The sequence below is a fragment of the Pararhizobium sp. genome, from assembly GCF_965279435.1.
Lineage (GTDB): Bacteria > Pseudomonadota > Alphaproteobacteria > Rhizobiales > Rhizobiaceae > Pararhizobium.
Genome location: NZ_CBDIHY010000003.1, coordinates 2670807 through 2695299, shown reverse-complemented (window position 1 = coordinate 2695299; position 24493 = coordinate 2670807). Strand labels below are relative to the sequence as shown.

27 protein-coding genes and 1 pseudogene are annotated in these 24493 nt (G+C 60.5%); 14 read left to right on the top strand and 14 right to left on the bottom strand.

The window, feature by feature from the left end:
* Window positions 1-539 precede the first annotated feature (539 nt).
* The gene (locus ACQY8Q_RS18635; RefSeq protein ID WP_428427932.1) at window positions 540-2492 is read left to right on the top strand and encodes a GTP-binding protein; all 1953 of its coding nucleotides are present in this window, start codon (window positions 540-542) and stop codon (window positions 2490-2492) included.
* Window positions 2493-2631: 139 nt separating this feature from the next.
* Here ACQY8Q_RS18635 and dmeF read toward each other — a convergent pair whose 3' ends face one another.
* From dmeF to ACQY8Q_RS18620, 3 genes are all read right to left on the bottom strand, one after another.
* A complete protein-coding gene (gene dmeF, locus ACQY8Q_RS18630; RefSeq protein WP_428427931.1) occupies window positions 2632-3705 on the bottom strand; it encodes a CDF family Co(II)/Ni(II) efflux transporter DmeF in 1074 nt (357 codons plus the stop codon).
* A 36-nt stretch (window positions 3706-3741) separates the two neighbouring features.
* Window positions 3742-4014 (bottom strand): Ni(II)/Co(II)-sensing transcriptional repressor DmeR, encoded by a 273-nt coding sequence (gene dmeR / locus ACQY8Q_RS18625; protein ID WP_428427930.1) that lies wholly within the window; start codon window positions 4012-4014, stop codon window positions 3742-3744.
* A gap of 556 nt (window positions 4015-4570) precedes the next feature.
* Window positions 4571-4861, bottom strand: a complete 291-nt coding sequence (locus ACQY8Q_RS18620; RefSeq protein ID WP_428427929.1) for a DUF1330 domain-containing protein — start codon at window positions 4859-4861, stop codon at window positions 4571-4573.
* A gap of 66 nt (window positions 4862-4927) precedes the next feature.
* Here ACQY8Q_RS18620 and ACQY8Q_RS18615 point away from each other — a divergent pair, with 66 nt between their 5' ends.
* Both ACQY8Q_RS18615 and ACQY8Q_RS18610 read left to right on the top strand, forming a co-directional pair.
* Entirely contained in the window at window positions 4928-5413 is a 486-nt protein-coding gene (locus tag ACQY8Q_RS18615) for a MarR family winged helix-turn-helix transcriptional regulator (RefSeq protein ID WP_428427928.1), read from the top strand.
* A 222-nt stretch (window positions 5414-5635) separates the two neighbouring features.
* Window positions 5636-5842 (top strand): annotated as a pseudogene (locus ACQY8Q_RS18610) (HD domain-containing phosphohydrolase); the annotation flags it as partial.
* A 237-nt stretch (window positions 5843-6079) separates the two neighbouring features.
* Here ACQY8Q_RS18610 and bla read toward each other — a convergent pair.
* A complete protein-coding gene (bla, locus tag ACQY8Q_RS18605; protein WP_428427927.1) occupies window positions 6080-6964 on the bottom strand; it encodes a class A beta-lactamase in 885 nt (294 codons plus the stop codon).
* 377 nt (window positions 6965-7341) lie between these two features.
* On the opposite strand from bla, the gene ACQY8Q_RS18600 reads away from it, so the two are divergent.
* From ACQY8Q_RS18600 to ACQY8Q_RS18590, 3 genes are all read left to right on the top strand, one after another.
* Complete coding sequence (locus ACQY8Q_RS18600) at window positions 7342-7845, top strand: N-acetyltransferase family protein (RefSeq protein ID WP_428427926.1); 504 nt, start codon at window positions 7342-7344, stop codon at window positions 7843-7845.
* Between the two features lie 126 nt (window positions 7846-7971).
* Window positions 7972-8160, top strand: a complete 189-nt coding sequence (locus ACQY8Q_RS18595) for a type II toxin-antitoxin system HicA family toxin (RefSeq protein ID WP_113242931.1) — start codon at window positions 7972-7974, stop codon at window positions 8158-8160.
* Between the two features lie 5 nt (window positions 8161-8165).
* Window positions 8166-8570 carry a type II toxin-antitoxin system HicB family antitoxin gene (locus tag ACQY8Q_RS18590; RefSeq protein ID WP_428427925.1) on the top strand — a complete coding sequence of 135 codons (405 nt, stop codon included), beginning with the start codon at window positions 8166-8168 and terminating at the stop codon, window positions 8568-8570.
* A 520-nt stretch (window positions 8571-9090) separates the two neighbouring features.
* Here the strand turns inward: ACQY8Q_RS18590 and ACQY8Q_RS18585 are convergent.
* The 3 genes from ACQY8Q_RS18585 to ACQY8Q_RS18575 all read right to left on the bottom strand — a co-directional run bounded on the left by ACQY8Q_RS18585 (window position 9091) and on the right by ACQY8Q_RS18575 (window position 11360).
* Window positions 9091-10008, bottom strand: a complete 918-nt coding sequence (locus ACQY8Q_RS18585) for a c-type cytochrome (protein WP_428427924.1) — start codon at window positions 10006-10008, stop codon at window positions 9091-9093.
* 93 nt (window positions 10009-10101) lie between these two features.
* Window positions 10102-10539 carry a c-type cytochrome gene (locus ACQY8Q_RS18580; RefSeq protein ID WP_428427923.1) on the bottom strand — a complete coding sequence of 146 codons (438 nt, stop codon included), beginning with the start codon at window positions 10537-10539 and terminating at the stop codon, window positions 10102-10104.
* A gap of 182 nt (window positions 10540-10721) precedes the next feature.
* Window positions 10722-11360 carry a LysE family translocator gene (locus tag ACQY8Q_RS18575; protein WP_428427922.1) on the bottom strand — a complete coding sequence of 213 codons (639 nt, stop codon included), beginning with the start codon at window positions 11358-11360 and terminating at the stop codon, window positions 10722-10724.
* 136 nt (window positions 11361-11496) lie between these two features.
* On the opposite strand from ACQY8Q_RS18575, the gene ACQY8Q_RS18570 reads away from it, so the two are divergent.
* Window positions 11497-12213 (top strand): helix-turn-helix transcriptional regulator, encoded by a 717-nt coding sequence (locus ACQY8Q_RS18570; protein WP_428427921.1) that lies wholly within the window; start codon window positions 11497-11499, stop codon window positions 12211-12213.
* Window positions 12214-12222: 9 nt separating this feature from the next.
* Here the strand turns inward: ACQY8Q_RS18570 and ACQY8Q_RS18565 are convergent, their stop codons facing one another.
* From ACQY8Q_RS18565 to ACQY8Q_RS18555, 3 genes are all read right to left on the bottom strand, one after another.
* Window positions 12223-12453 (bottom strand): hypothetical protein, encoded by a 231-nt coding sequence (locus tag ACQY8Q_RS18565; RefSeq protein ID WP_428427920.1) that lies wholly within the window; start codon window positions 12451-12453, stop codon window positions 12223-12225.
* 98 nt (window positions 12454-12551) lie between these two features.
* Window positions 12552-13406, bottom strand: a complete 855-nt coding sequence (locus ACQY8Q_RS18560) for a metallophosphoesterase (RefSeq protein ID WP_428427919.1) — start codon at window positions 13404-13406, stop codon at window positions 12552-12554.
* Window positions 13407-13553: 147 nt separating this feature from the next.
* Entirely contained in the window at window positions 13554-14153 is a 600-nt protein-coding gene (locus ACQY8Q_RS18555; protein WP_113242939.1) for a superoxide dismutase, read from the bottom strand.
* Between the two features lie 243 nt (window positions 14154-14396).
* On the opposite strand from ACQY8Q_RS18555, the gene ACQY8Q_RS18550 reads away from it, so the two are divergent.
* From ACQY8Q_RS18550 to ACQY8Q_RS18535, 4 genes are all read left to right on the top strand, one after another.
* Window positions 14397-14726 (top strand): hypothetical protein, encoded by a 330-nt coding sequence (locus tag ACQY8Q_RS18550; protein WP_428427918.1) that lies wholly within the window; start codon window positions 14397-14399, stop codon window positions 14724-14726.
* A 111-nt stretch (window positions 14727-14837) separates the two neighbouring features.
* Window positions 14838-15728: a dihydrodipicolinate synthase family protein gene (locus ACQY8Q_RS18545; protein ID WP_428427917.1), complete on the top strand. Its 891-nt coding sequence runs from the start codon at window positions 14838-14840 to the stop codon at window positions 15726-15728.
* 176 nt (window positions 15729-15904) lie between these two features.
* Window positions 15905-16789: an AraC family transcriptional regulator gene (locus ACQY8Q_RS18540; protein ID WP_428427916.1), complete on the top strand. Its 885-nt coding sequence runs from the start codon at window positions 15905-15907 to the stop codon at window positions 16787-16789.
* A 77-nt stretch (window positions 16790-16866) separates the two neighbouring features.
* The gene (locus tag ACQY8Q_RS18535; protein ID WP_428426613.1) at window positions 16867-17817 is read left to right on the top strand and encodes an IS481 family transposase; all 951 of its coding nucleotides are present in this window, start codon (window positions 16867-16869) and stop codon (window positions 17815-17817) included.
* 125 nt (window positions 17818-17942) lie between these two features.
* On the opposite strand, the gene ACQY8Q_RS18530 is transcribed toward ACQY8Q_RS18535, so the two are convergent.
* Window positions 17943-18128 (bottom strand): hypothetical protein, encoded by a 186-nt coding sequence (locus ACQY8Q_RS18530; protein WP_428427915.1) that lies wholly within the window; start codon window positions 18126-18128, stop codon window positions 17943-17945.
* A 237-nt stretch (window positions 18129-18365) separates the two neighbouring features.
* On the opposite strand from ACQY8Q_RS18530, the gene ACQY8Q_RS18525 reads away from it, so the two are divergent.
* The 3 genes from ACQY8Q_RS18525 (at window position 18366) to ACQY8Q_RS18515 (ending at window position 21049) form a co-directional block, all read left to right on the top strand.
* The gene (locus ACQY8Q_RS18525; protein ID WP_428427914.1) at window positions 18366-18872 is read left to right on the top strand and encodes a hypothetical protein; all 507 of its coding nucleotides are present in this window, start codon (window positions 18366-18368) and stop codon (window positions 18870-18872) included.
* 81 nt (window positions 18873-18953) lie between these two features.
* Complete coding sequence (locus ACQY8Q_RS18520; RefSeq protein ID WP_428427913.1) at window positions 18954-20234, top strand: hypothetical protein; 1281 nt, start codon at window positions 18954-18956, stop codon at window positions 20232-20234.
* Window positions 20231-21049: a hypothetical protein gene (locus ACQY8Q_RS18515; protein ID WP_428427912.1), complete on the top strand. Its 819-nt coding sequence runs from the start codon at window positions 20231-20233 to the stop codon at window positions 21047-21049. The genes ACQY8Q_RS18520 and ACQY8Q_RS18515 overlap by 4 nt, the downstream gene beginning before the upstream one ends.
* A gap of 43 nt (window positions 21050-21092) precedes the next feature.
* On the opposite strand, the gene ACQY8Q_RS18510 is transcribed toward ACQY8Q_RS18515, so the two are convergent.
* From ACQY8Q_RS18510 to ACQY8Q_RS18500, 3 genes are all read right to left on the bottom strand, one after another.
* A complete protein-coding gene (locus ACQY8Q_RS18510) occupies window positions 21093-22043 on the bottom strand; it encodes an MYG1 family protein (protein WP_428427911.1) in 951 nt (316 codons plus the stop codon).
* A 162-nt stretch (window positions 22044-22205) separates the two neighbouring features.
* On the bottom strand, window positions 22206-23288 hold the full coding sequence (locus ACQY8Q_RS18505) for a D-alanyl-D-alanine carboxypeptidase family protein (protein ID WP_428427910.1): 1083 nt from the start codon (window positions 23286-23288) through the stop codon (window positions 22206-22208).
* A 193-nt stretch (window positions 23289-23481) separates the two neighbouring features.
* Window positions 23482-24369 (bottom strand): branched-chain amino acid aminotransferase, encoded by an 888-nt coding sequence (locus ACQY8Q_RS18500; RefSeq protein WP_428427909.1) that lies wholly within the window; start codon window positions 24367-24369, stop codon window positions 23482-23484.
* Window positions 24370-24493 lie beyond the last annotated feature (124 nt).

The window sequence follows — 24493 nt, the reverse complement described above, 5'->3', positions numbered from 1 at the left end:
GGCAGGGCGACCTGCCGGCTCAGACTGTTGAAGAACGCTGACAACGATTACCTGCCGGGAGCAGCACCCCACTCTCCGTCTTCCTCGCCCTTGTGGCGGGGATCCAGCGACCCGACGTCTGTCGGGTCAAAAAGCCTTTCAGCCCAAAGACTTGGGCTGGCTGGCTTCCTGTGACGAGCACAGGGATGACGGAGAATTTGGCAATCGCGTTATCTCCCAACTGACCTGCAAAATGAGGAGAAAATAACTTCGTCAGCAGTCCGTGCAGGCAGCGTAGCCTGTCGGCTATTCACTTTAAAGACGACTGCGTAAGACCAATTCTGCCACTTAGAACCAAGCATTGCCGGTGGTTTTCCAGCCCTCAAAGCTGCGATATCGCCCGGCTTGACATATCTTTAAAAACGCCTGTAGGCTTGCCCGCATCGGTGCAAAATCAGATGGTTACGCATCGAGCCACGATTGCCAGCACGGAGAATTCCCAATGCGCCGACTCATTTCTCACGAAAATCACATTCGAAATTCTGAGAAATTGAGGAACCATGCGTACTTTGAATCTGGGTATCCTGGCCCACGTGGATGCAGGCAAGACTAGTCTTACAGAGCGGCTGCTTTTTGACGCCGGTGTGATCGACAAACTCGGCAACGTCGACGCCGGCAATACACAGACCGACAGTCTCGAACTCGAACGGCAACGTGGCATCACCATCAGGGCCGCCGTGGTGTCGTTCACCATCGGCGATACGGTCGTCAATCTCATCGATACGCCCGGCCATCCCGATTTCATCGCCGAAGTCGACCGGGTGCTCGGCTTGCTCGACGCAGCGGTGGTCGTTGTTTCGGCGGTCGAGGGCGTGCAGGCGCAGACGCGCGTGCTGGTACGGGCGCTGCAACGTCTTGCCGTCCCGTTCGTCTTCTTCATCAACAAAGTCGATCGGCCGGGCGCTCGCTATGATGAACTACTGGATGTTCTCGGCAGCCAGCTGCCGGTTCGGCCGATTGCCATGTCGGGCGTTCAAGATTCCGGCAGCAAGCTTGCCCGGGTCGAAGCATATGATCTGCGGAGCGAACCACTGTTTACAGATCTCTGTGAAACGTTGACGGAAAACGACGATGTTCTGCTGGGCGACTATGTCCTTGCCCCCGATTGCCTGAGCCGCGAAACGCTGCTCCAGTCTCTGGCTGATCAGGTCGCCAAGGGCCTGGTGCACCCGGTGTTTGGCGGTGCTGCGACGACGGGGGTTGGCGTGCCGGCCCTGATGTCGGCGATCGCCACGATGCTGCCTTGCCGCAGTCCGGACCCGGATGGCCCGGTGACCGGCACGATCTTCAAGATCGAACGGGGATGGGGCGGCGAAAAACAGGCCTTCGTCTATCTGACATCCGGCACGATCAAAGCCCGGCACTATCTGGACCTGCCCGGGGGCCAGTCACGGGTGACCGGAATTCATCTGTCCGAGGCCGGCCGCGTTCACACCGTTACCAGCTTTCGCGCCGGACAGATCGCCCGCGTCAGCGGCCTCCACCGTGCCCGCATCGGCGATATCGTCGGCACGGCCCCATCCTCAGCCAGCCGGGCTCACTTTGCGCCGCCGACCCTTGAGACCCGCGTGCTGGCGCAGCACGCTTCCGACAATGCAGCACTCTGGCTTGCCCTCAATCAGCTGGCCGAACAGGACCCGCTGATCAATCTTCGCAGGAACGATGATGCGAACGACATCTACGTATCCCTCTATGGCGAGGTACAAAAGCAGGTCATCCAAGCGACCTTGCTGACGGATTTCGATCTTGAGGCGGCGTTCGAGGAAAGCACGGTCATCTGCGTCGAGAGGCTGCTGGGACCCGGAGTCGGTCTTCAGATCATATTCAAGGAGCCGAACCCGTTTCTTGCGACCGTCGGGCTGCGCATCGAGCCGCGATTGGAAGGTGGGGGCAACAGCTTTGCCCTGGAGGTCGACGTCGGCCAGATGCCTGCGAGTTTCTACAGGGCGGTCGAGGATACCGTGCTGGAGACGCTGAAGCAGGGTGTCTTTGGCTGGCAGGTCATCGATTGCCACGTGGCAATGACGGCGGCCAAGCACAGTTCGCCGTCGAGCACGGCCGCCGACTTCCGCCAGTTGACGCCCTTGGTTCTGGCTGCGGCCCTATCGGCGGCTCAAACCGTCATCTGCGAACCGGTCGATCACATCGACATCGAAGCGCCTGTCAGCGCCTTGAATGGCCTGCTTACCTTGCTTGCGAAGGCCGGTGCATCGATGACGGATACCGTGATCGCCAACGGCGTGGTGCGGCTGGAAGGCACGGTCGCATCTGCCAAAACCCAGAGCTTTCAACAGCAGCTGCCAGGGCTGACAAGCGGCATGGGAACGATGGTCGCCACCTTTGACCATTATGCCCCGATCTCTGCCCCTCAGCGTTTGCGCCCGCGCTCAGGTCCCGATCCGTTCAACATTACGGAATATCTGCTGCGCATGCGCCGAAACTCACTGGACTGAGCTTCGGGGCCAGAGAAGGGAAACTGACGCCCGAGCAATGATGCCTGGCCATCTTCGTTGTCCACTGTGCAAGGTTTGCCGCGAAACCTTCAAATATCGCGACAAACCGATCACTTCGGAAACAGCCACCCCGTTCCTGTCACGCCGCGACTGGCGTGACTTCGACGGTGAGATGCGACAGCCCGGAAAGCTTGGCGAGCTTTTCCTTGTAGAATGCCGGCGGGCGCGGGTTTTGCGTGGCGATGGCGACGATGGCGGCGTTGTGTCCCGGGCCGACCTGCCAGACATGCAGATCGGTGATTTTTTCCTGCGGCGTTTCGATGCGCTCACGGATTTCCGACTGCAGGTCGCTGACGGTATCCGTCGCGTCGATCAGGATCAGGCCGGTCTGGCGGATCAGGCTCCACGACCAGTGGGCGATGATCAGCGCGCCGACGACACCCATGGCTGGATCGAGCCAGAGCCAGCCGTAGATACTGCCGGCCAGAAGCGCCAGAATGGCCAGCACCGAGGTCAGCGCATCCGCCATCACATGCAGATAGGCGGACCGCAGATTGTTGTCGGCACCGGGTTTTGCCGCAGCATGGCCTTGATGGCTGTGGTCCCCGTGGCTGTGAGGCTCGTGGCTGTGGCCGGCATGATCGTGGTGCTCTAGGCCACCCGCAGGCTGTGCCTTTGCACCATGCGTGTGTGTGTCATGTGCATGCGCCGCATGAGAGTGGCCACCATGCGCATGACCGCCGTGGGAATGGCCCAGATGCTGGTGATCGTCCTTGAGCAGGAAGGCGGAGATGAGATTGACGGCAAGGCCGGCGACGGCCACGGCAATGGCCTGAGAAAAGCTGATCTGGACAGGATTAGCGAAACGCAACAGGCTTTCCCAGCCGATCAACAGCGCGATCAGGGCGAGAACGATGGCGCTGGCGAAGCCGGCGAGATCGCCGAGCTTGCCGGTACCAAAGGTGAAGCGCGGATTGCGGGCCTGGCGCCGTGCATAGAGATAGGCCAGCGCCGTGATCAGCATGGCACCGGCATGGGTGGACATGTGCCAGCCATCGGCGACCAGCGCCATCGAGCCGTAGATATTGCCGGCGACAATCTCCCCGACCATCATCGTTGCGGTCAGCGCAATGACCAGCCAAACGCGCCGCTCATTGCGCCGGTGGCCTGCTCCGAGGAAGACATGTTCGTGGACCAGATTTTCTGTCGGCATGGAGCCATCCTCTCAAGATCGGCGTATCAGGATTTTTTAGCGTACGTACGTCCGCAACACGGCGGACAGTTCATCGACGGCCCGAAGACGCTCCGCGTCGCTTTCGGCGAGCAGCACATGTTCGCGCAGGTGATCTTCCATCACCTCACCGGTCAGCCCGTTCAACGCGCCGCGAATGGACGAAAGCAGCTGCAGGATATCGCCACAGGGCGTTTCCACATCCAGCGCCCGCTCGACAGCCTCGAGCTGCCCCTTCAGGCGGCGCACCCGGGCCAGAAGTTTTGTCTTTTCGCGAACGGTATGGGACATCGGCAACCTCTCTATAGCATAGGGGGGTATACTATATTTTTCCACTTGGAAAGCGGTCGTTGCCAAGAGGTCTCTCCCGTCCGGTGGGACCTGTCTTGTTCCGAGTGGATTGAAGCCGACGTAACGGTTATTGTCCGGATTCCCTTGGCCTTGGCGGCGTGTGAGACTGCGATCACAAGCGCCCACAGGCTATCGTCGATGAGCGCAACCGGGGCCAGAGCATGTCTGGCTGGCTGGATCGTACTGGCCACCGCCTATGGGCTGGGCACGGCGAGCGCGCCGTTGGCATCAGCAAGACCGCCGTCTGGCGGTGGCAGGCGCGACTTATGGCCGGGTGTCGTCGATATTGAGGTCTGCCTTGCTTGGGCTAGGCGCAGCGGCAAACGGCCAACGGCCAACGGCCAGCCCGGCATCCGGCGACGCCCTTGTCACGCTGCGGCTATCCCGCACCGTGCCCCGGATTTTGACAATCGCAAGTCAGCGGCTTCATCAGCAGTCCTTTGCTGCGAAGATCGCAAAACGGAGCGGACCCGTCCGATTACGGTATTGGAACCCTTTAGCCCGCATCGACAATAAACATGCGGGTTTCCTGCGCCGCGTCGCGCTCAACCTTGATCGGCGCGTACTCCGCTGACTGATAAAACGCCAGCGCGTCGGTCAGGGTCGCGAATTCGAAGATCCCAGCGATGGGCAATGGCGCCACATCCCCTTCCAGCATCTGGGCCACCGGCCCAAAGTGGAGAATGCGACCTCCTGCTGCCTGTAAGGCCGCTTGAAAGCGGGGTGCCAGGGCGGCTTGCCTGGCCGGATCTTTTATACGCAGATTGACGTGGACATAGGCCGTCATTACGTTACTCCTCAACAATGCTGCATATACATTATTGTGTGAGTCGTAATTTGTCGAGACCTACAAATGACAGAGGCTTCTGATCTCTATCGCCGCATCGAAACCGAGTGCCCAGCCTTCCAGGCCCGGGCCACCGCTCGGGCGCTGACGCGCTACTACAATGCTTGCTTTCGGCCCTTGGGGATTACCGCAGAGCAGTTCAGCCTTCTGGTGGGGATTGGCGGCAGCAACGAGCCGACGCTCGCTGAATTGGCGGCGCGCGCCGGCGTCGATGCCACCACTCTCAGCCGCAGTGTAAAGAGCCTCGAGCAGAGGGATCTCGTGCGCAACCATGGGGGGCGGGGGCGAGCCGGTAAACGACTGGTGCTCACCGACGCAGGCCGTCGGTTGATGGACGAGTCCGTGGCCATCTGGGAGCGCGCCAGGATCCGGTTGGCCGAGGCTCTTGGCGAGGAGGCATCGCGTCTTGCGGGGAGTGTCATGTCCCAGCTTGCAGTCGCCGCGCAAGCCGCGGCCGCAGCTGTGTCACCAACCGATTCCTCAGGTCCCTAGCGCGGGACACCCGATAGCACCGTATTGGCCGCCCCTTGTGTGGTTAGCGGCGCTCCGCTGATCGAGATGGCATCGCCCCTCCTCCCGCTTCGCAGAGTGGGTTGTCTTCACCGGGTTGATTTCCTGGGTTACCACTTCACCCGTAGCGGCGCAGGCGAGGCGTTTGTCAAACTGTCAGATGTCAGATTGGCCTCTCGCCATCCGTCGTCGCACAGCGGAATAACCCGCATTATCACCACTGCCGATATTTTTGACGCGCTCACCGCCGACCGCCCCTACCGCGCCGCCATGCCGGTATCGCAAGCACTGGCCATCATGGCCCGCGATGTCGGGACTGCGATCGACATGCGCTGCTTTGCGGCCCTGACCGGCGCGATGGATAGGCTCGAGAAGGCGGCGGCGCAGAATCTTGAGAAGGCAGCCGCCTGACCTCGACCACTCCTCCGTCCTGCAATTGTTGTTTGCGCCGGATAGGCATCTCTCCCTCCGTCATCCTTGCCCTTGTGGGCAGGGATCCAGCGACCTGACGTCTGTCGGGTCCAAAAGGCCCTTTCAGCCCAAAGACTTGGTCTGACTGGATCCCCGGGACAAGCCCACGGATGGCGGAAATCGGGGTACACTTGCCTACGACGCTAAATGCTCCTGTGCCCGTGCCGCCGCCAGACCTTACCCCACCATCGCGGCGATCAGCTTGCCAACCTCAGCAAACACCGGCTCGAGCTCCTTGGTCGGCTTCTTGCCCTCGGCGATATAGACCGATGCCAGGATCGCATGGCCTTCGGCCGGACGCATGAAGCCGATGTCGCCCGCTTCTCCCCGGCCGCTGGTGCCGGTCTTTTCGCCGATGGTCCAGGCCTTCGGAAGGCCTGCCCGCAGGCGCCGGTCGCCGGTGGTGTTGGCGACGAGCCAAGCGGAGAACTGATCGCGCGACACCGGTGACAGGACATCCTCCAGCAGCAGCTTGCCGAGCGTCTCGGTCATCGCCTTCGGCGTCGTCGTGTCGCGCGGATCACCGATCTTTGCTTCGTTCAGTTCCGGTTCGATACGGTCGAGACGGGTCGTCGCGTCGCCGATCGAGCGCAGCCAATCCGTCAGACCCTTCGGGCCGCCAAAACTTGCCAGCAGCAGGTTGCCGGCGGCATTGTCGCTATAGCGTACCGTTGCATCGCAGAGTTCGCGGATCGTCATGCCGCTGCCGACATGTTTTTCGACGACTGGCGAATAGGCCAACAGGTCTTTCTTTGAGATCGGAATACGCCGGTCTAGCTTTTCCTCACCCTTGTCGACACGCGCCAAGGCGAAGGCTGCCGCCAGCGCCTTGAAGGTCGAGCACATGGCAAAACGTTCGTCCGGCCGGTGGGCGAAGGACATCTTGGTTTTCGTATCGAGGACATAGACGCCGAGACGGCCGCCGATTTGCTTTTCCAGCGCAGCCAATCGCTCCTCAATGCCCTTCTCGGCGGCAAAGACCATTTTCGGGCCTAGACCGATGCTGGGCAAAAGCAGGCCGGAGCCGATGATGAACGACCGGCGATTGAACGTGAACGACATGTGATGGGTTCTCCTTAGATAACGGTTCCGATGGCAACAACGTCTTGATCGCAAAGGCTAATATTAGCCGTTTCTCAACCAGTCATTGCGCCACTGGAGACGATCCGTAGAACGCGATTGTGGCCGGTCTTGGCCGGAAAAGCGGCATCCCGGAATCTTGTTTTGGCCGCAAAAATGAACGGGCATACGATTTCCCGTTGACAATTTTCCGGAAAAGGCGACATTGCCCGCCATGATCAGAACCGCAAACATCGCCCGTTGGTATTTTACGCTGCTCCCATAGGTGCGGCTGTCTGATCTCGTTCAAACAAGCCGCCATCAGGCGGCTTTTGTTTTGGACAGCACCTGATGGCGCAAAAGCCATAAGGTGCCATGAAATGCTGCAGACGACGATCCCCACATCCCTTCTCCATCCCGCCACCCGCGCGCCGATGGTGACCATCCGCGCGGCCAAGCAGCGCGACTTGCCAGCGCTGCGCGAACTCATCAGCGAGCTTGCCGCCCATCACGGCGATGCCGCAGCCGTCACCCCGGAAAATCTCGAGCGCGACCTGTTCGGCCGTATGCCCTGGATCACTGCCCTTGTGGCCGAGGCCGCAGGCGAACTGATCGGTTACGCTATCCTTGTGCCGCTCTACCGCGCCCAGCAGGGTGCGCGCGGCATGGAACTGCATCATCTCTATGTCCGCCCCGCCCATCGCGGCACCGGCATCGGCCGCCATCTGGTCGCCAAGGCCCGCGAACAGGCGCGCATGGCTGGCGCCACCTATCTCTCCGTCAGCGCCGCCACCGGCAATTTCCAGGCGCACCGCTTCTACGAATCGGAAAACTTCACGCCCGGTCCGGTGACCGGCATGCGCTACCTGCAGACACTCGCCTGAGCCGGGCGATTTTCAAGGCAGCAGCATCATGGCGATGGGCGCGCTCCAAGGAGCGCGCCTTGGCCGTTCCTCTTGCGCGATCGTGCTCATATTGTTTTATACACATCAATGTGTATAATTTGACTGATGCTGAGCGCAGACATCATTTCCGCATTGAGGAAGGACGGCTGGTACGAGGTGGCGAGAAAGGGCAGTCATGTCCAATTCAAGCACCCGGACAAACCCGGCCGCGTGACGGTTCCGCACCCCAAGCGCGACATTCCCATCGGGACGCTCAAAAGCATCGAAAAGCAGGCCGGTTTGAAACTGAGGTAGCCCACATGCGCAATTATATCGGATTGATCCACAAGGACGCCAAGAGCGACTACGGTGTATCCTTCCCCGATTTTCCTGGCGTGATTTCAGCGGGGACCGATCTTGACGACGCCCGGCAGATGGCAGCCGATGCACTGGCCTTTCACCTTGAAGGTCTAGCCGAGGATGGCGTTGCCATTGCCGAGCCCTCCAGCCTCGAAACGGTCATGGCCGATCCGGATAACAGGAACGGCGTTGCCATTCTCGTTGGCGTCAAGATGGATACGAAGAAAGCAGTGCGTGTGAACGTGACACTGCCGGAAGATGTTCTTCGCCAGATCGACCGCTTCGCCGAAGCCAAAGGATTGACACGATCCGGGTTCATCGCGCTCGCTGCGTTGCACGCGATCGACCGCGACGACGCGGCTTGATCAAAGCCAATGCAGTTCAGCCCGCCCTTAGACTGCTGACAAAGTCATTTTCTCGGCATTTTTCAGGTCATTTGGGAAATTATGCGATTGCCAAGTCCTTCATCACTGTGCCTCTCACGGGGATGATGGAGAGTGAGGTGCTGCTCTCCCCAGACAATCGTATTCAGGGTTTGTCAGCAAGCTAAAGGTCACTCAGACAGCCTTTTGCGGGTCCGTGCCGATCCTGGCGCAGGTTTCGATATAGTCATTCACGGCTTCGTGGAATGCCGCTTTCAGATCCGCTACCGTATCGGCGTGAAAACCGATGCCGTCGGTAATGCCCGCAATCCAGCGAAAAAGATCTCGTCCTCCGCGTCGTAGTCGATCCGCGCTGCATAGCCCTTGTAGGACATGGTGTTCATGGCTTCCGCTCGCGCTGGCTGCAAGTAATACCATTTTACGGATGCCCGAAACGGAAGCAAGCGCCTGCCTTGTCTTTGAGAACAGCGAGGTGGGGGCACTGTGGGCCGACCCAACCATCCTACTCAACCGCTGGCACAGCCTTCAGATAAGCCGCGATCGCTTCGCGATCGGATGCAGGCAGTTTGGCCATGTTCTGCTGGACCTCAACCATCGAGCCGCCGGCCGAGTCGAATTCGGGCGTGAAGCCGGTTTCGAGGTAGGTGACGATATCGCCCTCGCTCCAGGAGCCAATGCTTTTCGAGCCCGGCGTGATGTTGGGAATGCGGCCCTCGCCTTCCGGGTTGGGGGCGCCCGCCAGCCATTGCGCAGTCTCGAAACCGCCGACCGCATTGCGTGGCGTGTGGCATTCGCCGCAATGACCGGGGCCTTCGACGAGGTACTGGCCGCGGGCGATTTTCGGATTGGCCGTATCGACGATAACACGCGGTTTGTCGGTGAAGAACAACAGCTTCCAGCCGCCGAGTGCGAGACGGATGTTGAACGGGAACGGCAAGTCATGTGGTGGCGCTACATTGGCGCTCTTCGGCAGGGTTTTCAGAAAGCCCCAGAGGTCGTTGATATCCTTCGGCGTCAGCCGGGCGTAAGAGCCATAAGGAAACGACGGGTAGAGATGTTCGCCCTGTTTACCGACGCCGCGCGTCATCGCGTTGCCGAATTCAGCCAGCGTCCATTTGCCGATGCCGGCCGTTTCATCCGGGGAGATATTGGGAACGTGAAACGTGCCGAACGGGCTTTTGAGCGGCAATCCACCGGCCAGAACCAGCTTGGCATCGCCTTCGGATTTCGCCGCCGCATGACAGCTGGTGCAGCCGCCCGCCCAGAAGATCTGTTCGCCATTGGCGAGATCCGGTTTGCCGACCTGATCCCAATGGGCTGCGGGCGATGGTTCGGGCTTGGTCAGGAACCAGGCAGCACCCCCGGCCAAGGCTGCGAACACGACGACCGCCGTGACCAGTTTTCGAACCCGCACACCCATCAGCCGCTCCTATCGCTCATCCGGAAAACACATTTGGCGCGCCGGGCCGGGCGCGCCAAACATCGCAGTTTTGGTGGGACACGGCCTACCGCATCACTTCTTGATGCGGTAGGCCTGATGACAGTCGCCGCAACCCTTGCCGATGATGCCAAGCGCTGCCCCGACGCCGGCCTGGTCTGCCGGAAGCTGGGCCAGCGCCACATCGGCGTCAGAGCCGAGCTTAGCAGCCTTGGCCTTGAAGTCGTCCATATTGTCCCAGATTTTCGGGGATGCTTCGGAATTTGCCTCGGATCCAACCGGGAACTGATCCGCGAAGGCCTTGATGTTGGTGCTGATCGTCGTCAGCGACGCCTTGACGATTTCAGCGTCATAGGGTTTTTCGCCCTTGGCGATCCCGGCAAGCGCGCCCATCGATCCGCCGATCTGCTTCATCAATCCTTCGCGGACCTTGACCGGATCATCCGCAGCGATGACGGCGCTGACGCCACAGCCTGCAATCACGAGCGCCGTCAGTATCATTTTCAGCTTCATACAAATCTCCAGCTCTGGCGAGACGCCGCCCGGCCGGGCGAAGCGGGCTCTCTTAATCGATGCGCGGGCATGATTGCATTTTAGCGCCTCGAAGGAAGTAACATTTTTTTGAGATCAAGTTTATCGCATTGACCGCAACGGATTGAATTAACACGAGTATTTTAGTCATGTTATCCATATCCTCACGCTTGTGAGACCCATCCCTCCCATGCCGTCAGCGCTGCCACCGCGATCAGCACCACGCCAACCGTCTTGCCGATGATGGCCGTGGCGCGCGGGCTGGAGACGATGACATCGCGGCTGCGTCCGGCGGCGAGCGCCAGGCTGCCATAGACGGCAAGCTGGGTCAGCGAGATCATGATCGCCATGATCAGCGCCTGCGACCAGAGCGGACCGAACTCAGGCTTGAGGAACTGCGGGTAGACGGCGAGCATGAACAGATAGGCTTTTGGATTGAGAAGGCTGGTCAAGGCACCGCGGCGAAAGCTCGTCCAGCGCGACAGCCGGGCGCCGGGCTCGACCGAGGCGATCGATATGCTGCTGCGGGCAAGCGAAAAGCCGATCCAGGCGATATAGGCAGCACCGGCAAGCAGCAGCACATTGAACAGCTCCGGCACCAGATGCAGCAGGAAGCCGACGCCGAGTGCGGCATAGAGCGTGTGAAACACGCCGCCCGCCATGATGCCGGCTGTGGCCGTCAGGCCGGACGCCCGGCCGCCGGTCAGCGCATTGGCCATGACAAAGACCATGTCCATTCCGGGAACGATGATGATGCCGAACAGCAGTGTGAAAAAGAGCCAGAGGTTTTCCGCATAGGTCATGTCAGTTATCCGTCAATCAAGAGAGGAGTGCGCTTACCACAACGCTGGTTTTTCAAGCGCTTGCCAGCATGCTATAGCCTCACCCAACTGACAGGGTTCTGTCAGGAGCGTTTTCCCGGTGATAAAAAGGTGGCCCATGCGCAAGGCATCGCGACTGTTCGAGATCATCCAGATTCTGAGGCTGGCGACCCGCCCCGTCACGGCGGCGCAGATCGCCGAAACGCTGGAAGTGACGGTCCGCTCGATCTACCGGGATATCGCCGCACTTCAGGCGATGCGGGTGCCGATCGAGGGCGGGCGTGGCATCGGCTATATCATGCGCCCCGGCTTCGACCTGCCACCACTGATGTTTTCGATCGAGGAAACGGAGGCGATCGTGCTGGCCCTGGCGCTGTTGGAGCGCACCGGCGACGCGGAATTGAAGGAGGCGGCCAGGCGGGTCAACCAGAAGATCGCCGGGGCAATACCGGCGCCGTTGCGCCAGACATTGCACTCCAGGGCGCTGCACGCCTGGGGCACGATCGCAGCGCCGCCGTCCGGGCTTGATCTTGCCCTGGTGCGCAGGGCGATCCGCGACGAGCAGAAGCTCGCGCTCGATTATCGCGATGAATCCGGCCGTGCCAGCCAACGCACGGTCCGGCCCTTGGCGCTGATCTATTATTCCACCACCGCCGTCGTCGTCGCCTGGTGCGAACTGCGCCAGGCCATCCGCAATTTCCGCGCCGACCGGGTGGAAAATTTCACAATGACGGGCGAGTATTTTCGCGGCGAAGGCGATGCCTTGCGGGATCTATGGATCAAAGGATGGCGGACAAGCCCACAGGCCGGTCCCCCACTCGCGTCAATCAGGTGAGAAGGAATGTTACTTTGTCGCCCCGTGCGCGGGCCCCTCTTCCTTGACGGAGCGCGGTGTCGGCGCCGTGATCACGCCATGGTTCGGATCTTTGACATCCTGCCCCTTCGAACCATCCGCAGCGGTCGCCCGCTCATGCTCGCGGCTGTCGCTCAGCGTCTGGCGAAGGCGCGTTGCCTCGTCGATAAGGGCGGTCAGTTCCTGTTCGGACAGGCTGGAAAGATCAAATGTCGTCGCCACGGTAGCCTCCTGGAATGAATTGGACCCAGGCTAAACGCACAACTCGGCAAATCGGCCCATTCGCCAGCAAATTTAGTTGAGGCAAGCGAGACGGCGCACTATCCCCCGATACCCATCACCCGGCTTTCTTCCCGTCCGAACCCTTCGATCTCGATCCGATCGGGGAAGACCGTGACGATGGCGAATGTGTTTTCATCCGGCGTGTCCACCATGCCCTTGAACGTCACGAACGGCCGGCCAGCGACTTCGCCGAAATTGCCCTCGTGGTTGTGGCCGCAGAAATAGCCGCGGAAGCAGGAAAACCCGGTGAGCAGATCGGTGATCCGCTGGCTGTCCCACATATTATGGCTGTTGGGCGGAAAGACAGGGTAGTGACCAAGGACCAGAACGGCCTCGCCGTCAGCCTGCGCCTTTTCCATCACCTGCGTCAGCCATTGAAATTGTTCCTCACTGAGCGAACCGTTCCAGGTCTGCGCATTGATCGCACCTTCAGCCACAAGCACGCTGAGCCGCTCCGCCGCCAGCGCCACGCGCGGATCGTCTGCGGGAGCGGAAAAAGTGCTGACATCGCTGCCATCCAGAACAACGAAGCGCCAGCTACCGATGGCAAAATCATAATAACGGCCGGGCATGCCGAGCCGTTCGGAGACAGCGCCCAGATGTTCCGGCGCAACGGCGAAATCATGATTGCCGAGCAGGAACAGCGTCTTGTGGCGCGATGTCTCATAGACCGGCAGGATATTGTCGAAACTTTTCCAGTCGCGATCGATGATATCGCCGAGCGTCATGACGAAATCGAGTTCCGTCGCGTTGAAGACAGTGATGGCATCGGCGAGCTTGGTGAGGCTGCGGGCATAGTGCCGGTTCATGGCCTCGTGCGGCGCGATATCGGCATATTGCGGATCAGCGACAATGCCGAAGCGGAGGATGGGTGTTGTGGTGTCTTTTTGCATGGCGCCTGCCTAGAACCGGCTTGTAACAACCGCGTGACATCTGCCCGTCAAAAAGGGCGGCCGCAAGTTGTAACGGCCTTTGCTCAAACGAAAACACCCGGCGCTTTTCGGCGCCGGGTGCAAATCTGCAATCCGATAAGATGTGGCTTACGCAGCGGCTTCGTAAAGCTCGAGCACGTAATCCCAGTTGATCAGGCTGTCGACGAAAGCTTCGAGGTACTTCGGACGGGCATTGCGGTAATCGATGTAATAGGAATGTTCCCAGACATCGACGCCGAGGATCGGCGATGCGCCGTGAACCAGCGGATTTTCGCCGTTCGGGGTTTTCGAGATTTCAAGCTTGCCGCCCTTGACGGAGAGCCATGCCCAGCCCGAACCGAACTGGCCGGTGCCGGCTGCGATGAAATCGGCGCGGAACTTGTCGTAGCCGCCGAGATCGGACTTGATGGCTGCGTCGAGCTTGGCCGGCAGCTGCGTGCCGCCGCCGCCCTTTTTCATCCACTTCCAGAAGTGAAGGTGGTTGTAATGCTGGCCGGCATTGTTGAACAGCGGCTGGTTGGTGCCATAGGACTTCTTGACGACTTCTTCCAGCGACAGGCCGGAAAGACCGGCTTCTTCAGCCAGCTTGTTGCCATTGGTCACGTAAGCCAGGTGATGCTTGTCGTGGTGATACTCGAGCGTTTCGCGCGACATGTAGGGGGCGAGCGCGTCGTAGTCGTAAGGCAGGTTCGGCAATTCGAAAGCCATGATGGTATCTCCTCTTGTTGGCGGGGTCCATGAAAGCCGGGTTGGAATTCATGAAAGAAATCTGTGAGGCGGAACATAGGGACCACCGCTGCAACAGGCAACCGCCGCCATGCCAAATTTCGCCACAGGTATAGAAAATACTTTCACCGCCGGAATGTTCCACAGGGATGAAACGGGCACAGAATGGACATGATCGTTCGACAGGTTACACCTCACCGTCTGCCCCATACTCAAGGAAATCCGATGTCTTTTCACAATCGCGCCGCCCTGATCGCTGTTTTCGCCGCAACGCTGATGCCAGCCGTTGCCTTTGCATCCTCGGACAACGCCTGGGACGCCATGCGGGCAGATGTTTCCGCCAAATGCATCAAGGCGGCGGCCGGATCGATCGAGAAGCCGAAAGCTGTTGTCGACCCGTTCGGTTCTGAAAGCTTCGGTCTTGCGCTGGTCAGCGGCAAGCCGAAGGGCGCCAAGGGAAAGATCACGCAGATCTGCGTCTACAACAAGCAGACCAAAACCGTGGAGCTGGGTGGCGAACTGACCGAGAAAATGTTGAAGACGCCCGCAAAATGATATCTGGCGAATGACGCGGTCAAAATGACACCGGGACAATCCCGGCATTGACCTCAAACAGCCGGACGGTCACAGCTTGCGGACATGCTTCCTCCAGCACAGAGACCCGATATGCTGTTTCATGGCCTGTCCGCCTTCCCGATCACCCCATGCGACGCGGCTGGCCGCGTCGATACCGGCGCCCTGAGCGGCCTCCTCAAGCGCATTGATACTGCGGGCGCTGACTCCATCGGCCTTTTGGGCAGCACCGGTTCCTATATGTATCTGAGCCGGGCGGAGAAGCGCCGCGCCATCGAGGCCGCGTCCGATTGCCTTAGTGGCCGCACACCCGTCATCGTCGGCGTCGGGGCGTTGCGGACCGACGAGGCAGTGGCGCTGGCCCGCGATGCGCAGAATGCAGGCGCGCAGGGGCTTTTGCTGGCGCCCTTGTCCTATACGCCGCTCGGCGACGATGAGGTGTTCGAGCATTTTTCGGCTGTCGCTGCAGCCACGCCATTGCCGTTCTGCATCTACAACAATCCGGGCACGACGCATTTTACCATCAGCCAGATGCTGCTATCGCGCCTCTCTTCCATTCCCAACATCGCAGCCGTCAAGAACCCGGCTGTGCCGGCCGCAGACATGACGGCAGCCCATCAGGCAACGCTGTCTGCCGTTCCCGCCGGGTTTGCCGTCGGTTATAGCGGCGACTGGCTTGTTGCAGACGCCATCCTCGCGGGCGGCGTCACCTGGTACAGTGTTGTCGCCGGCATTCTGCCGGAACCGTCCGTCAAGCTGATGCGGGCAGCCCAGGCCGGGGACCGCGCTGAAGTTGAGCGCATCAACGCGCTGTTCGAACCGCTCTGGACGCTGTTTCGCGAACTCAGCAGCTACCGCACCGTTCACGCGATCGCCAACCTCCTGGACCTCAGCCCCCACGATCCGCCGCTGCCGATACGCCCACTCTCTCAGGCCGACCGGCCACGGGTAAAGGCTGCACTTGAGGGTCTGGTGGCGGTCTAAGTCATAGATTTATGGCGATGAGCCAGAGGCACGTCACGACGCGCGCTGGGTGAGAAAGTTGCCGGCCAACGTGTCATAGCGCGTGGCAACACGGCGGATCCATGCCAAACCGCAAGATCGGTCGAGCGCGAGATATCCGGAAAGGCGTAGCTCGTGTCGCCACGAAGGAAGAGACGATGAAGGCGGCACTTGAAAACTACCATGCCCGAATGCAGCGGGTGCTGGATCACATAGACCAGCATCTGGATGACGATCTGGGTTTGGAAGTATTGAGCGGCGTCGCGGCGTTCTCGAAATACCATTTCCACCGGCAGTTCACGTCCACCTTCGGGTTGTCCGTGCATCGCTATGTCCAACTTGCCCGCATGAAGCGCGCTTCGTACCGGCTGGCCTACAGAGACGCCCACAGCGTCACGGATATAGCGATGGATGCCGGTTACGACGCACCGGATGCTTTCGCCCGCGCCTTTCGGCAACGGTTCAGGCAATCGCCGTCGTCATTCCGCAAGTCTCCCGAATGGGAAACGTGGCTTGCGGCCTTCGGGCCTCTCGACAACGCCAGGAGCAAGCTCATGCAGAAAACGTACAGAAATGAAGACGTGACGATCCGCGATCTCTCCCCGACACCGGTGGCGATTATGGAGCATCGGGGCGACCCCACGACGATTGGCGACACCATCCAGCGATTCATCACTTGGCGAAAGGCCCATGGCCTGTCATCTCCAAAGACCAGCCCGATCTTCAACGTCTTCCGTTCCGAACGGCGGCCCGCATCCCCGGCCGACTACCGGATGGACCTGTGTGCGGGCATCGATTTCCCCATAGGAGCAAATGACGAGGTCGTGACGGCGGGTCTTATCCCCGGCGGACGCTGCGCTGTACTGCGCGTCGTCGGTAATACCGACAATCTGGAACCGGCCGCTCTCTACCTCTATCGCGACTGGCTGCCGGAAAGCGGCGAAGAGCCGAGGGATTTCCCCCTCTACTGCCAACGCCTCGCCTTCTTTCCCGATGTGGCGGAGCACGAGACGGTCGCGGAGTTGTTCCTGCCGTTAAAATAGAACCGCTGGACAGCGGCTAGTTGTTTGATCCCGGGTTTTGATGGTGCATTATTTTCCCATGCCTGGAGGGATGCACTATGGGACAGATTTTACACGGCAGCGCCACGACGACTGAGGCAGTCCGTCGAGCAATACAAAATAGTCAAGAGAGCCTGAGGGCGCTTTCGAAGCACTACGGGATCAATCAGAAGACTGTTGCGAAGTGGAAGAAACGGACTTTTGTTTCCGATCTGGCCACGGGCCCCAAAGAGCCGAAGTCGACAGTCTTGTCACGTGAGGAAGAGGCCGTGATTGTCGCGTTCCGCAGACATACTCTGCTGCCACTCGACGATTGCCTCTATTCTCTTCAGCCGACCATTCCTCACCTGACGCGCTCATCGCTGCACCGATGTCTGCAACGGCACGAGATTTCCAGACTGCCAGAGGTCGAGGGTGACAAGCCGGCCAAGAAGAAATTCAAGTCCTATCCCATCGGCTATTTTCACATTGATATTGCTGAGGTTCAGACCGCCGAGGGCAAACTCTACCTCTTCGTCGCCATCGACCGGACGTCCAAGTTTACCTACGTCGAACTGCACGGGAAGGCAGGCAAGATGGCCGCAGCCCAGTTCCTGCGCAATCTGGTCAAAGCCGTTCCTTATGCAATCCATACCGTGCTGACAGACAACGGAATTCAGTTCACCAATCGCACCCGTGACATCTACGATTTCGGCCACATCTTTAATCGGGTCTGCGACGAAAACGGTATCGAGCATCGGTTGACCAAGGTGAAACACCCCTGGACGAATGGTCAGGTCGAGCGGATGAACCGCACCATCAAGGACGCAACCGTAAAACGCTTCCACTACGATGACCATGCCCAACTGAGAACGCACCTCAAAGACTTCGTCGCAGCCTACAATTTCGGGCGCCGCCTCAAGACACTCGAAGGCCTCACTCCATACGAATTCATCTGCAAATGCTGGACAATGGAACCCGAACGTTTCAGGTCAAGTCCGATCCATCAAATGCCGGGACTGAACAGCTAGTCCCTTCTGATCGTCAGACGCGGAGAAGCCCTTGTCCACCAGACTCGGTTGCCGCATTTGTGAGTTCACAGCCTAGTCAGTCCATACGCGGCAGGAAACGTAAATGCCGCGCCGGCCGCTGCACTCTATTGGGCAAACATGATGACGGCGGCGGTCGCGCCGACGGCAAGCAGCGCCACGATGCACAGCCGCAGCAGCATGGCTGCGTCCTCCCGCCCCGTCGTTGCGGGGGTGACGGCAAGAGGAGCAGCGGCGGCATCGTTGCGCCTTTGATACTGATAGGAAAGAACCGCACCACGACCATACAGCATTGAACGACATCCTTTTCGGTTGGTCTCGCAGGCCAGGCAAACCTTGGAAAAAACGTGGCTGTCCGGCGCGTTCCCATTTACGGCGAAGCGGCATAGGATTTCGATTGCGCTCGCCCGATGAACATATCAAAATCCCATAAGTCCGCAGTCGCCCGGCGCATGTCCGCCCGGCCTTCACTGACGGCGAACCGGCTGATTTTTCTACGCATTGATGACAATCATTCAGGGGGAATTTCCATGGCCAACCCATTGTCCACGCTCGGCATCGTCCATACCATCATCAGCGTCGTGCCCATTGTCGCGGGGCTCTATTCCTTTTCGAAATATGCCGCCATCGTTCCGAAATCCAATTCCGGCCGAATCTACATCATCACGCTGTTCCTGTCGGCGATCACCGCGTTCGGCCTGTCGAGCACCGGTGGCTTCAACGCCGGTCATGCGCTCGGCATCATTGCCATGCTGGCAGTGATCTTTTCCATCGTCATCGGCAAGCTCGGCTGGTTCGGCCGCCTCAACCGCTACCTGCAGGCGCTGTCGATGTCGTTCACCTTCTTCCTTCTGATGATCCCGGGCATCAACGAAACCCTGTCGCGCCTGCCGCCATCGAGCCCGATTGGCAACGGCCCGGATTCGCCGCCGGTCCAGACGGTCACCGCCATCTGGGCCGTGATTTTCCTTCTCGGCATCTGTCTTCAGGCCTTTATCATGCACCGCCGCTCGGGCTCCGGCGCCCTGCCCGCCTGAGACGCTGAAACGGCGCGCCATAAGCCTTGATTTCGCCGGTATTTTAAGGGTTTGTTAAGCCACCTCAGCCGGAGAAACACCATGGCGCTTGGCGCATCGCATCGCTTGCAGGACGGCATCGAGGCCGTCGAAACCATGACCCGTTTCGCCCTTGCCACGCTGGCGCTGGCGTCGGGGGTCTATACCTATCTCGGGGTTCGCTCCATCCTCGATGGCTCGGCAACCGCCGTGTTCTTCGCGGCGCTGATCTATTCCTGTGCTGTTTCCGTGGCGATCTACGCCTTCTGGACCTATATGGCGCGGTTTTATCCGCACATCATCGGTGCTGCGGCGAAAACCGCGATGCTCGGCATCATGGCGGTCGGCTGCCTGATGATCATCGCCATGGCGAGCTGGCTGAATGCTGCAGCTCTTGCCGGTTCGGCTGCGCTGGAACAGCATCTGGCCGAAACGGTGGAGGATTACACCGCCGATCTCGACCGCGCGCACCAGAATGCCCTTGCCGCCCAAAGCCTGCTGCCGGATATCCAGCGCGCTTCCGAACGCTTCCAACGCCTCTCCGACCAGGAGCGCGAAAGCGGCGCGCTAACCGGCACGACAGGGGCCGGCAGCGTGGTGCAGCTGCTCGGGCAGATGGCGGCGCAGCTGAACGAGCTCGAAACCGGCATTACCGCCTCGCGGGACCGCGTCACGACACTGTTCGATGAAGGCCGCGCCCGCCTTGCCACCATGCGTGGCCTCGTCTCCGCTCCCGGCGCCATTGATCCGCGCGCCGACCAGTTTGCCGCCGAAGCCGTGGCCCTAACCGGCACGATCACGGCGCTGGAGCAGACGTCGATCGCCGGGTCCGTGAAGCGTGCGGCGGAAGACCTGTCGCTCGGGTTCATCGCCCCGGTCGCCAGCGGCCTGGAGGCTGATCTTGCCAACCGGCAGGATCAGGTGATGGAAACCATCCGCACCTCTGTCGCCGCGCAATCCAAGGTCCTTTCCGAGGCCGCCGACCAGATCCTCACGCGCGAACCCGTCGGTGAGCGCCGCTTCGTGCCGCTCTCCTCGGCCGCAGCGGTACTCCGCTATGCTTCGGATTTCATCCCGAGCTGGGCCGGCGCCATCGCCATCGATCTTCTGCCTGCCGTTCTCGTCTTCATGCTGTCGATCGCTCATGGGGCGCTGCGCCGGCAGGAGCAAAGCCTGCCCTTTGCCGAGCGGATCACCGCCGCGGAACTGCTGGAAGCGCTGGAGGTGCAAAAGGCGCTGCAGCGCAGCGGCTTCGATATCCAGACAGCGATCAGCGAGGCGGAAGCAAGAGAGCAATCCAACATCACCAACCTCGACCTCTCCGGCAAGGGCCCGCGCAAATGAACGCGACCACGCGCCTGCAAGGGTTCGGACAGCGGTTGAAAACCTATCTGCTTTCGGCTGATGACGGCATGCTGATGCGCCATTTCTTTCACGGGCTTGTGGTCACGTCGCTGGTGTTCATCGTTATCGACTGGAACGAACTGAGCACGGCCAACAAGGCTCATCCCGGTTTCGAACCGACGCAGCCGCAAGCGGTGCCGGTGCTGCCGCCGGCACTCACCGAAGGCGAACCGCAAAACGCCCCCTCCGACATTACCACTGACCCAAACACGCTGAAGCAGGCAATCCGTTTCGAACTCAGGCCCGGCGGCATCCTGTCGGCCGAAGGTTCGATCGAGCCGGGGGCTGCCGGGCGTTTTGCCAGCGAGATCGAGGCACGTGGCGAATATGTGAAAACCGTGTTGCTGAATTCTCCCGGCGGGGCCGTCGGCGATGCGCTCGCCATGTCGAAACTGATCCGCGAGAAGAAGCTCAGCACGAAGGTCGCCAGCGGTGCACTCTGCGCCTCCTCCTGCCCGATTGTCATGGCTGGCGGCGTCATCCGCGAGGCGGAAAAGGGTGCGGTTATCGGCGTCCACCAGATTTTTAACGGCTCGACGGAAAAACTCTCGCCCGAACAGGCGATGTCCGACGCGCAACGGACCACGGCCGATGTCAGCCGCCACTTGGAGGAGATGGGCGTCAAATCCGGACTCTGGCTGCATGCCCTGGAGACACCGCCGGACCGGCTGTATTATCTGACGCCCGAGGAAATGACGGCGTTTGCGCTGGTAACGGATGGCACAACGCCGGTGGCGACGGCCAAGACGAAATAGCCGCGACGCGGCACTCTACCGACACCCCAGCGTTGCCGTTGCCTTACTCCGCTGCTTCCACCTGTCCGAGACCCGTGGCGATAGCGTCAGCAACCGCCAGTTCGGCCATGGCAAGCGCTGCCTCACGCGTCTTGGCGGCGGCAACGAAGCGGCCGTTGTGGCAGAAGCTGGCACCCCTCACCCCCGATGCCGCTTCCAGATCGCCATTGGTCAGACCTGCCCAGGCGGCAGGCAGGTCGGCCCGGACTTCAAAGCCTTCGTCGGCGCGGCGGATGGTGGTCAGGCACCAGTCCTTGTCGCGCGGGTGGACGACGAACAGCAGGTGATCGGCACCCGCCTTGACGATGGCTGGACGGAACGGCATGCCCATCGGCAATTCCAGAATGCGTCCCTCACCGGCATCGACGATGGCCTGATGCACCAGTGCCTCGGCCCGCAATTTGGCAGCGCTCTTGGCGATCCGTGCCTCGACGAAGGCGCGCGAAATAGCCAAGGCGTTGTGGAAAGCGCGATCGTCGGCGTCCGGATCGGTCTCGTCGAAAACAGGTTTTAGGGTTTCCAGCAGCACCGGCAGCGTCAATCCACCCAGCAGCCCGGCAACCGAGGGGCTGAGCGCACCATTGTCGACCAGATCGACCGGCAGCACGAAGCTGGCATCGAACGCGGCATGAACAGTCTCGACATGCGCCTCAGGAATGCCGGATGCTGTGAGATAATCGCGGCCATAATGCTTCCAGATCAGCCCGAACGAACTGTAGGGCTGGCCGTCCTCGCGCATCGGTGCGCCGCGCTGATGATGATCGAAGATCTGCGTTCCGGCATCGTAGGCGCCGCCGACATCATAGATGATCCGGTCGCCACTGGGCGTGATCCATTCCGGCGAACGGCTGCGCATGATGCGCGCCTGCGGGAAAAGCCGGGTGAGGATGACGCTGGACAACAATTCATCCGCATGGAAGCCACCGGAATGGGTGACGAGGAATTCTGGGGTCATGCCGGGGATACGCCTTATTGCTTGCGGAAGTTCGCTTGGGGTGTTGCACCAGATAGCCATTGCGTGGCGTCACCTCAACCCGTCTTTTATGGTTTCGCGTGCGAAGCGGAGACTGCCCCGGAAAAGCCGACGCCCGTTTGACAGCAATTGCAGCCTGCAACCTCAGCCGGCTGAGCCGGGCTTTGGTTTCAGTTCTGAAGGGCGGCGAATGGGGACGGGTACGTCTGACAGGCTTTCGTTTGCCCGTGTGCTGATCGCATGCACCTGGCCAGGGATCTGGTCTCCCAGATAACTCGCATTGCCCGGCAGGCCCATCGGATACAGTGCGTCGCGGCTCGCCTCGTAGGCCGCGCTCTTATCGGTGCAGAGGCGGACACGCATATCCTGCGGCGCGACATCGGTCCGGTTCTGCAGATTGCCGACAAGCCCTGCCTTGGCCGGCAGACGGCCGTCGAAGGCTTCTGTCAGATATTGCGCCGATCGTTCGTTGCGCTCGCGCTCTGTCGTTGCGCCCAGGATCACCACCGCCACACGCTTTCCGTTGCGCGTGGCCAGACCAACGAAATTTCGCCCCGATGCACACAAAAAACCGGTCTTCATGCCAATTGTGCCATTAAAGCGGGTCAGCAGAAGATTGTTGGACTTGATCTCCTTGCCATCGATGGTGACGGCCGAGGCCAGGAAGAAGCGGCGATATTCCGGGAACAGCCGGTCCACTTCCATGCCCAGGATCGCGAGATCGCGTGCGGTCGTATAGTTGGTCTTGTCAAACAGCCCGTTCGGGTTGGAGAAATGGGTGCCCGTCATCCCAAGACGGATTGCGGCCTCGTTCATTTTCCGGACGAACGTTGGCTCGTCCGGCGCCACCGCTTCGGCTAGGGCGACAGCGACGTCATTGGCAGATGCGGCGATCATGGCAAACAGCGCATCTTCCAGCGTCATCGTCCGCCCGAAGATCAGGCCGGATTCGAGAAAGGCCTGTTTCGTGGCATTGCGGGTCATGGTGACGGGTGTCGCAAGGTTAACCTCGCCTGCGCGCAGGGCCTCGAACACGACGAGTGCCGTCATCAGCTTGGTTGTCGAGGCCGGATACCAGGGCACCCCGGCATCCTCCTGGTACAGCACCTGCTGACTATCGGCATCGACCACAAGCACAGGCGTGGCATGGGCTGGTGCCGGCAGGAAAAGGCAGGCCATCAACGCCAGTTTTTTCCATGGCCGTCCGACCAATATGTTTTCTGTCATCTGCCAGTCTCCGGAGAAAGGCGTCCTCATGGCACGATGCACACTGACAGGACAAGCTTTTGCTGCGAAAGCGTAACGAATTGGTCGGCCGGAGAGTTCCGGAGGATAACGGCTATGGGCCATTAAAGCCGTCTTCCCTGCAGCAGAGAAGCAGCCATCCGCCTTGCCAGCGGATGGCTCATCTGCAACGTCCTTACAAATCCGACGCCGACGAGTGTGCCCAGTCCATGTACAGGTCCTTGGCCTTGGCGGCGATCGGGCCGGGCTGGAGGTCGCGGTCTTCGAGTTTGGTGACGGGGACGACCTTGGAGTAGTTGCCGGAGGTGAAGATTTCGTCGGCGGTCTCGAAATCGGAGAGCGTCAGTGAGGTCTCGACCACGTCGAAGCCGGCGTCGCGCAATAGGCCGATGACGCGCAAGCGGGTGATACCGGCGAGGAAGGTCTTGTTGGAGGCGGGTGTGAAGACGACGCCGTCCTTGACCATGAAGACGTTGGACGAGCCGGTTTCGGCGATATTGCCAAGCATGTCGCGCACCAAAGCGTTCGAGAAGCCGCGGCTGCGGGCTTCGATCAGGATGCGGCCGTTGTTGGGATAGAGGCAGCCTGCCTTGGCGTCGGTCGGCATGCATTCGATCGTCGGGCGGCGGAAGGGCGAGATGGTCAGCGACTGGCCACCGGGGCCTTCGCCCATCGGGGCTTCGAACAGGCAGAGCGCAAAGCGGGTCGAATCGGGATCGACGGCAACGACGCTGCCGGGCATGCCATGTTCGCCCCAGTACATCGGCTTGATGTAGATGGCGGTCTGGCCATCGAATTTCTTCACGCCTTCCCAGGCGAGCGCCTCGATATCCTCTGCCGTGACCACCGGCTTCAGGCCGAGAGCCAGCGCCGAACGGTTGACGCGCTGGCAGTGCAGATCGAGATCCGGGGCGATGCCGTCAAACCAGCGGGCACCATCAAACACCGTCGAGCCCAGCCACATGGCGTGCGACGTCGGGCCGATCAGCGGCGGATTGCCGGAAAGCCACTCACCATCGACATAGGTAAAGGTGGTGCTGCGCGGGGATGTATCGACGGCCATGATGGTCTCCTGTTGGTCTCTTGGTTTACCGGCATAACCGGAAAATCGACAAGTGGGGTAAATAGGTACATCAAAAAAAGTCATGCCGTCCAATCTGGATCGCACAGTGCCGCTCGCATAGTCT

Excerpts from the sequence above, each read along its gene's own strand:
- ACQY8Q_RS18635 (WP_428427932.1), top strand. The coding sequence starts at position 540 with ATGCGTACTTTGAATCTGGGTATCCTGGCCCACGTGGATGCAGGCAAG.
- dmeF (WP_428427931.1), bottom strand. The coding sequence starts at position 3,705 with ATGCCGACAGAAAATCTGGTCCACGAACATGTCTTCCTCGGAGCAGGC.
- dmeR (WP_428427930.1), bottom strand. The coding sequence starts at position 4,014 with ATGTCCCATACCGTTCGCGAAAAGACAAAACTTCTGGCCCGGGTGCGC.
- ACQY8Q_RS18620 (WP_428427929.1), bottom strand. The coding sequence starts at position 4,861 with ATGACGGCCTATGTCCACGTCAATCTGCGTATAAAAGATCCGGCCAGG.
- ACQY8Q_RS18615 (WP_428427928.1), top strand. The coding sequence starts at position 4,928 with ATGACAGAGGCTTCTGATCTCTATCGCCGCATCGAAACCGAGTGCCCA.
- bla (WP_428427927.1), bottom strand. The coding sequence starts at position 6,964 with ATGTCGTTCACGTTCAATCGCCGGTCGTTCATCATCGGCTCCGGCCTG.
- ACQY8Q_RS18600 (WP_428427926.1), top strand. The coding sequence starts at position 7,342 with ATGCTGCAGACGACGATCCCCACATCCCTTCTCCATCCCGCCACCCGC.
- ACQY8Q_RS18595 (WP_113242931.1), top strand. The coding sequence starts at position 7,972 with ATGCTGAGCGCAGACATCATTTCCGCATTGAGGAAGGACGGCTGGTAC.
- ACQY8Q_RS18590 (WP_428427925.1), top strand. The coding sequence starts at position 8,166 with ATGCGCAATTATATCGGATTGATCCACAAGGACGCCAAGAGCGACTAC.
- ACQY8Q_RS18585 (WP_428427924.1), bottom strand. The coding sequence starts at position 10,008 with ATGGGTGTGCGGGTTCGAAAACTGGTCACGGCGGTCGTCGTGTTCGCA.
- ACQY8Q_RS18580 (WP_428427923.1), bottom strand. The coding sequence starts at position 10,539 with ATGAAGCTGAAAATGATACTGACGGCGCTCGTGATTGCAGGCTGTGGC.
- ACQY8Q_RS18575 (WP_428427922.1), bottom strand. The coding sequence starts at position 11,360 with ATGACCTATGCGGAAAACCTCTGGCTCTTTTTCACACTGCTGTTCGGC.
- ACQY8Q_RS18570 (WP_428427921.1), top strand. The coding sequence starts at position 11,497 with ATGCGCAAGGCATCGCGACTGTTCGAGATCATCCAGATTCTGAGGCTG.
- ACQY8Q_RS18560 (WP_428427919.1), bottom strand. The coding sequence starts at position 13,406 with ATGCAAAAAGACACCACAACACCCATCCTCCGCTTCGGCATTGTCGCT.
- ACQY8Q_RS18555 (WP_113242939.1), bottom strand. The coding sequence starts at position 14,153 with ATGGCTTTCGAATTGCCGAACCTGCCTTACGACTACGACGCGCTCGCC.
- ACQY8Q_RS18550 (WP_428427918.1), top strand. The coding sequence starts at position 14,397 with ATGTCTTTTCACAATCGCGCCGCCCTGATCGCTGTTTTCGCCGCAACG.
- ACQY8Q_RS18545 (WP_428427917.1), top strand. The coding sequence starts at position 14,838 with ATGCTGTTTCATGGCCTGTCCGCCTTCCCGATCACCCCATGCGACGCG.
- ACQY8Q_RS18540 (WP_428427916.1), top strand. The coding sequence starts at position 15,905 with ATGAAGGCGGCACTTGAAAACTACCATGCCCGAATGCAGCGGGTGCTG.
- ACQY8Q_RS18535 (WP_428426613.1), top strand. The coding sequence starts at position 16,867 with ATGGGACAGATTTTACACGGCAGCGCCACGACGACTGAGGCAGTCCGT.
- ACQY8Q_RS18530 (WP_428427915.1), bottom strand. The coding sequence starts at position 18,128 with ATGCTGTATGGTCGTGGTGCGGTTCTTTCCTATCAGTATCAAAGGCGC.
- ACQY8Q_RS18525 (WP_428427914.1), top strand. The coding sequence starts at position 18,366 with ATGGCCAACCCATTGTCCACGCTCGGCATCGTCCATACCATCATCAGC.
- ACQY8Q_RS18520 (WP_428427913.1), top strand. The coding sequence starts at position 18,954 with ATGGCGCTTGGCGCATCGCATCGCTTGCAGGACGGCATCGAGGCCGTC.
- ACQY8Q_RS18515 (WP_428427912.1), top strand. The coding sequence starts at position 20,231 with ATGAACGCGACCACGCGCCTGCAAGGGTTCGGACAGCGGTTGAAAACC.
- ACQY8Q_RS18510 (WP_428427911.1), bottom strand. The coding sequence starts at position 22,043 with ATGACCCCAGAATTCCTCGTCACCCATTCCGGTGGCTTCCATGCGGAT.
- ACQY8Q_RS18505 (WP_428427910.1), bottom strand. The coding sequence starts at position 23,288 with ATGACAGAAAACATATTGGTCGGACGGCCATGGAAAAAACTGGCGTTG.
- ACQY8Q_RS18500 (WP_428427909.1), bottom strand. The coding sequence starts at position 24,369 with ATGGCCGTCGATACATCCCCGCGCAGCACCACCTTTACCTATGTCGAT.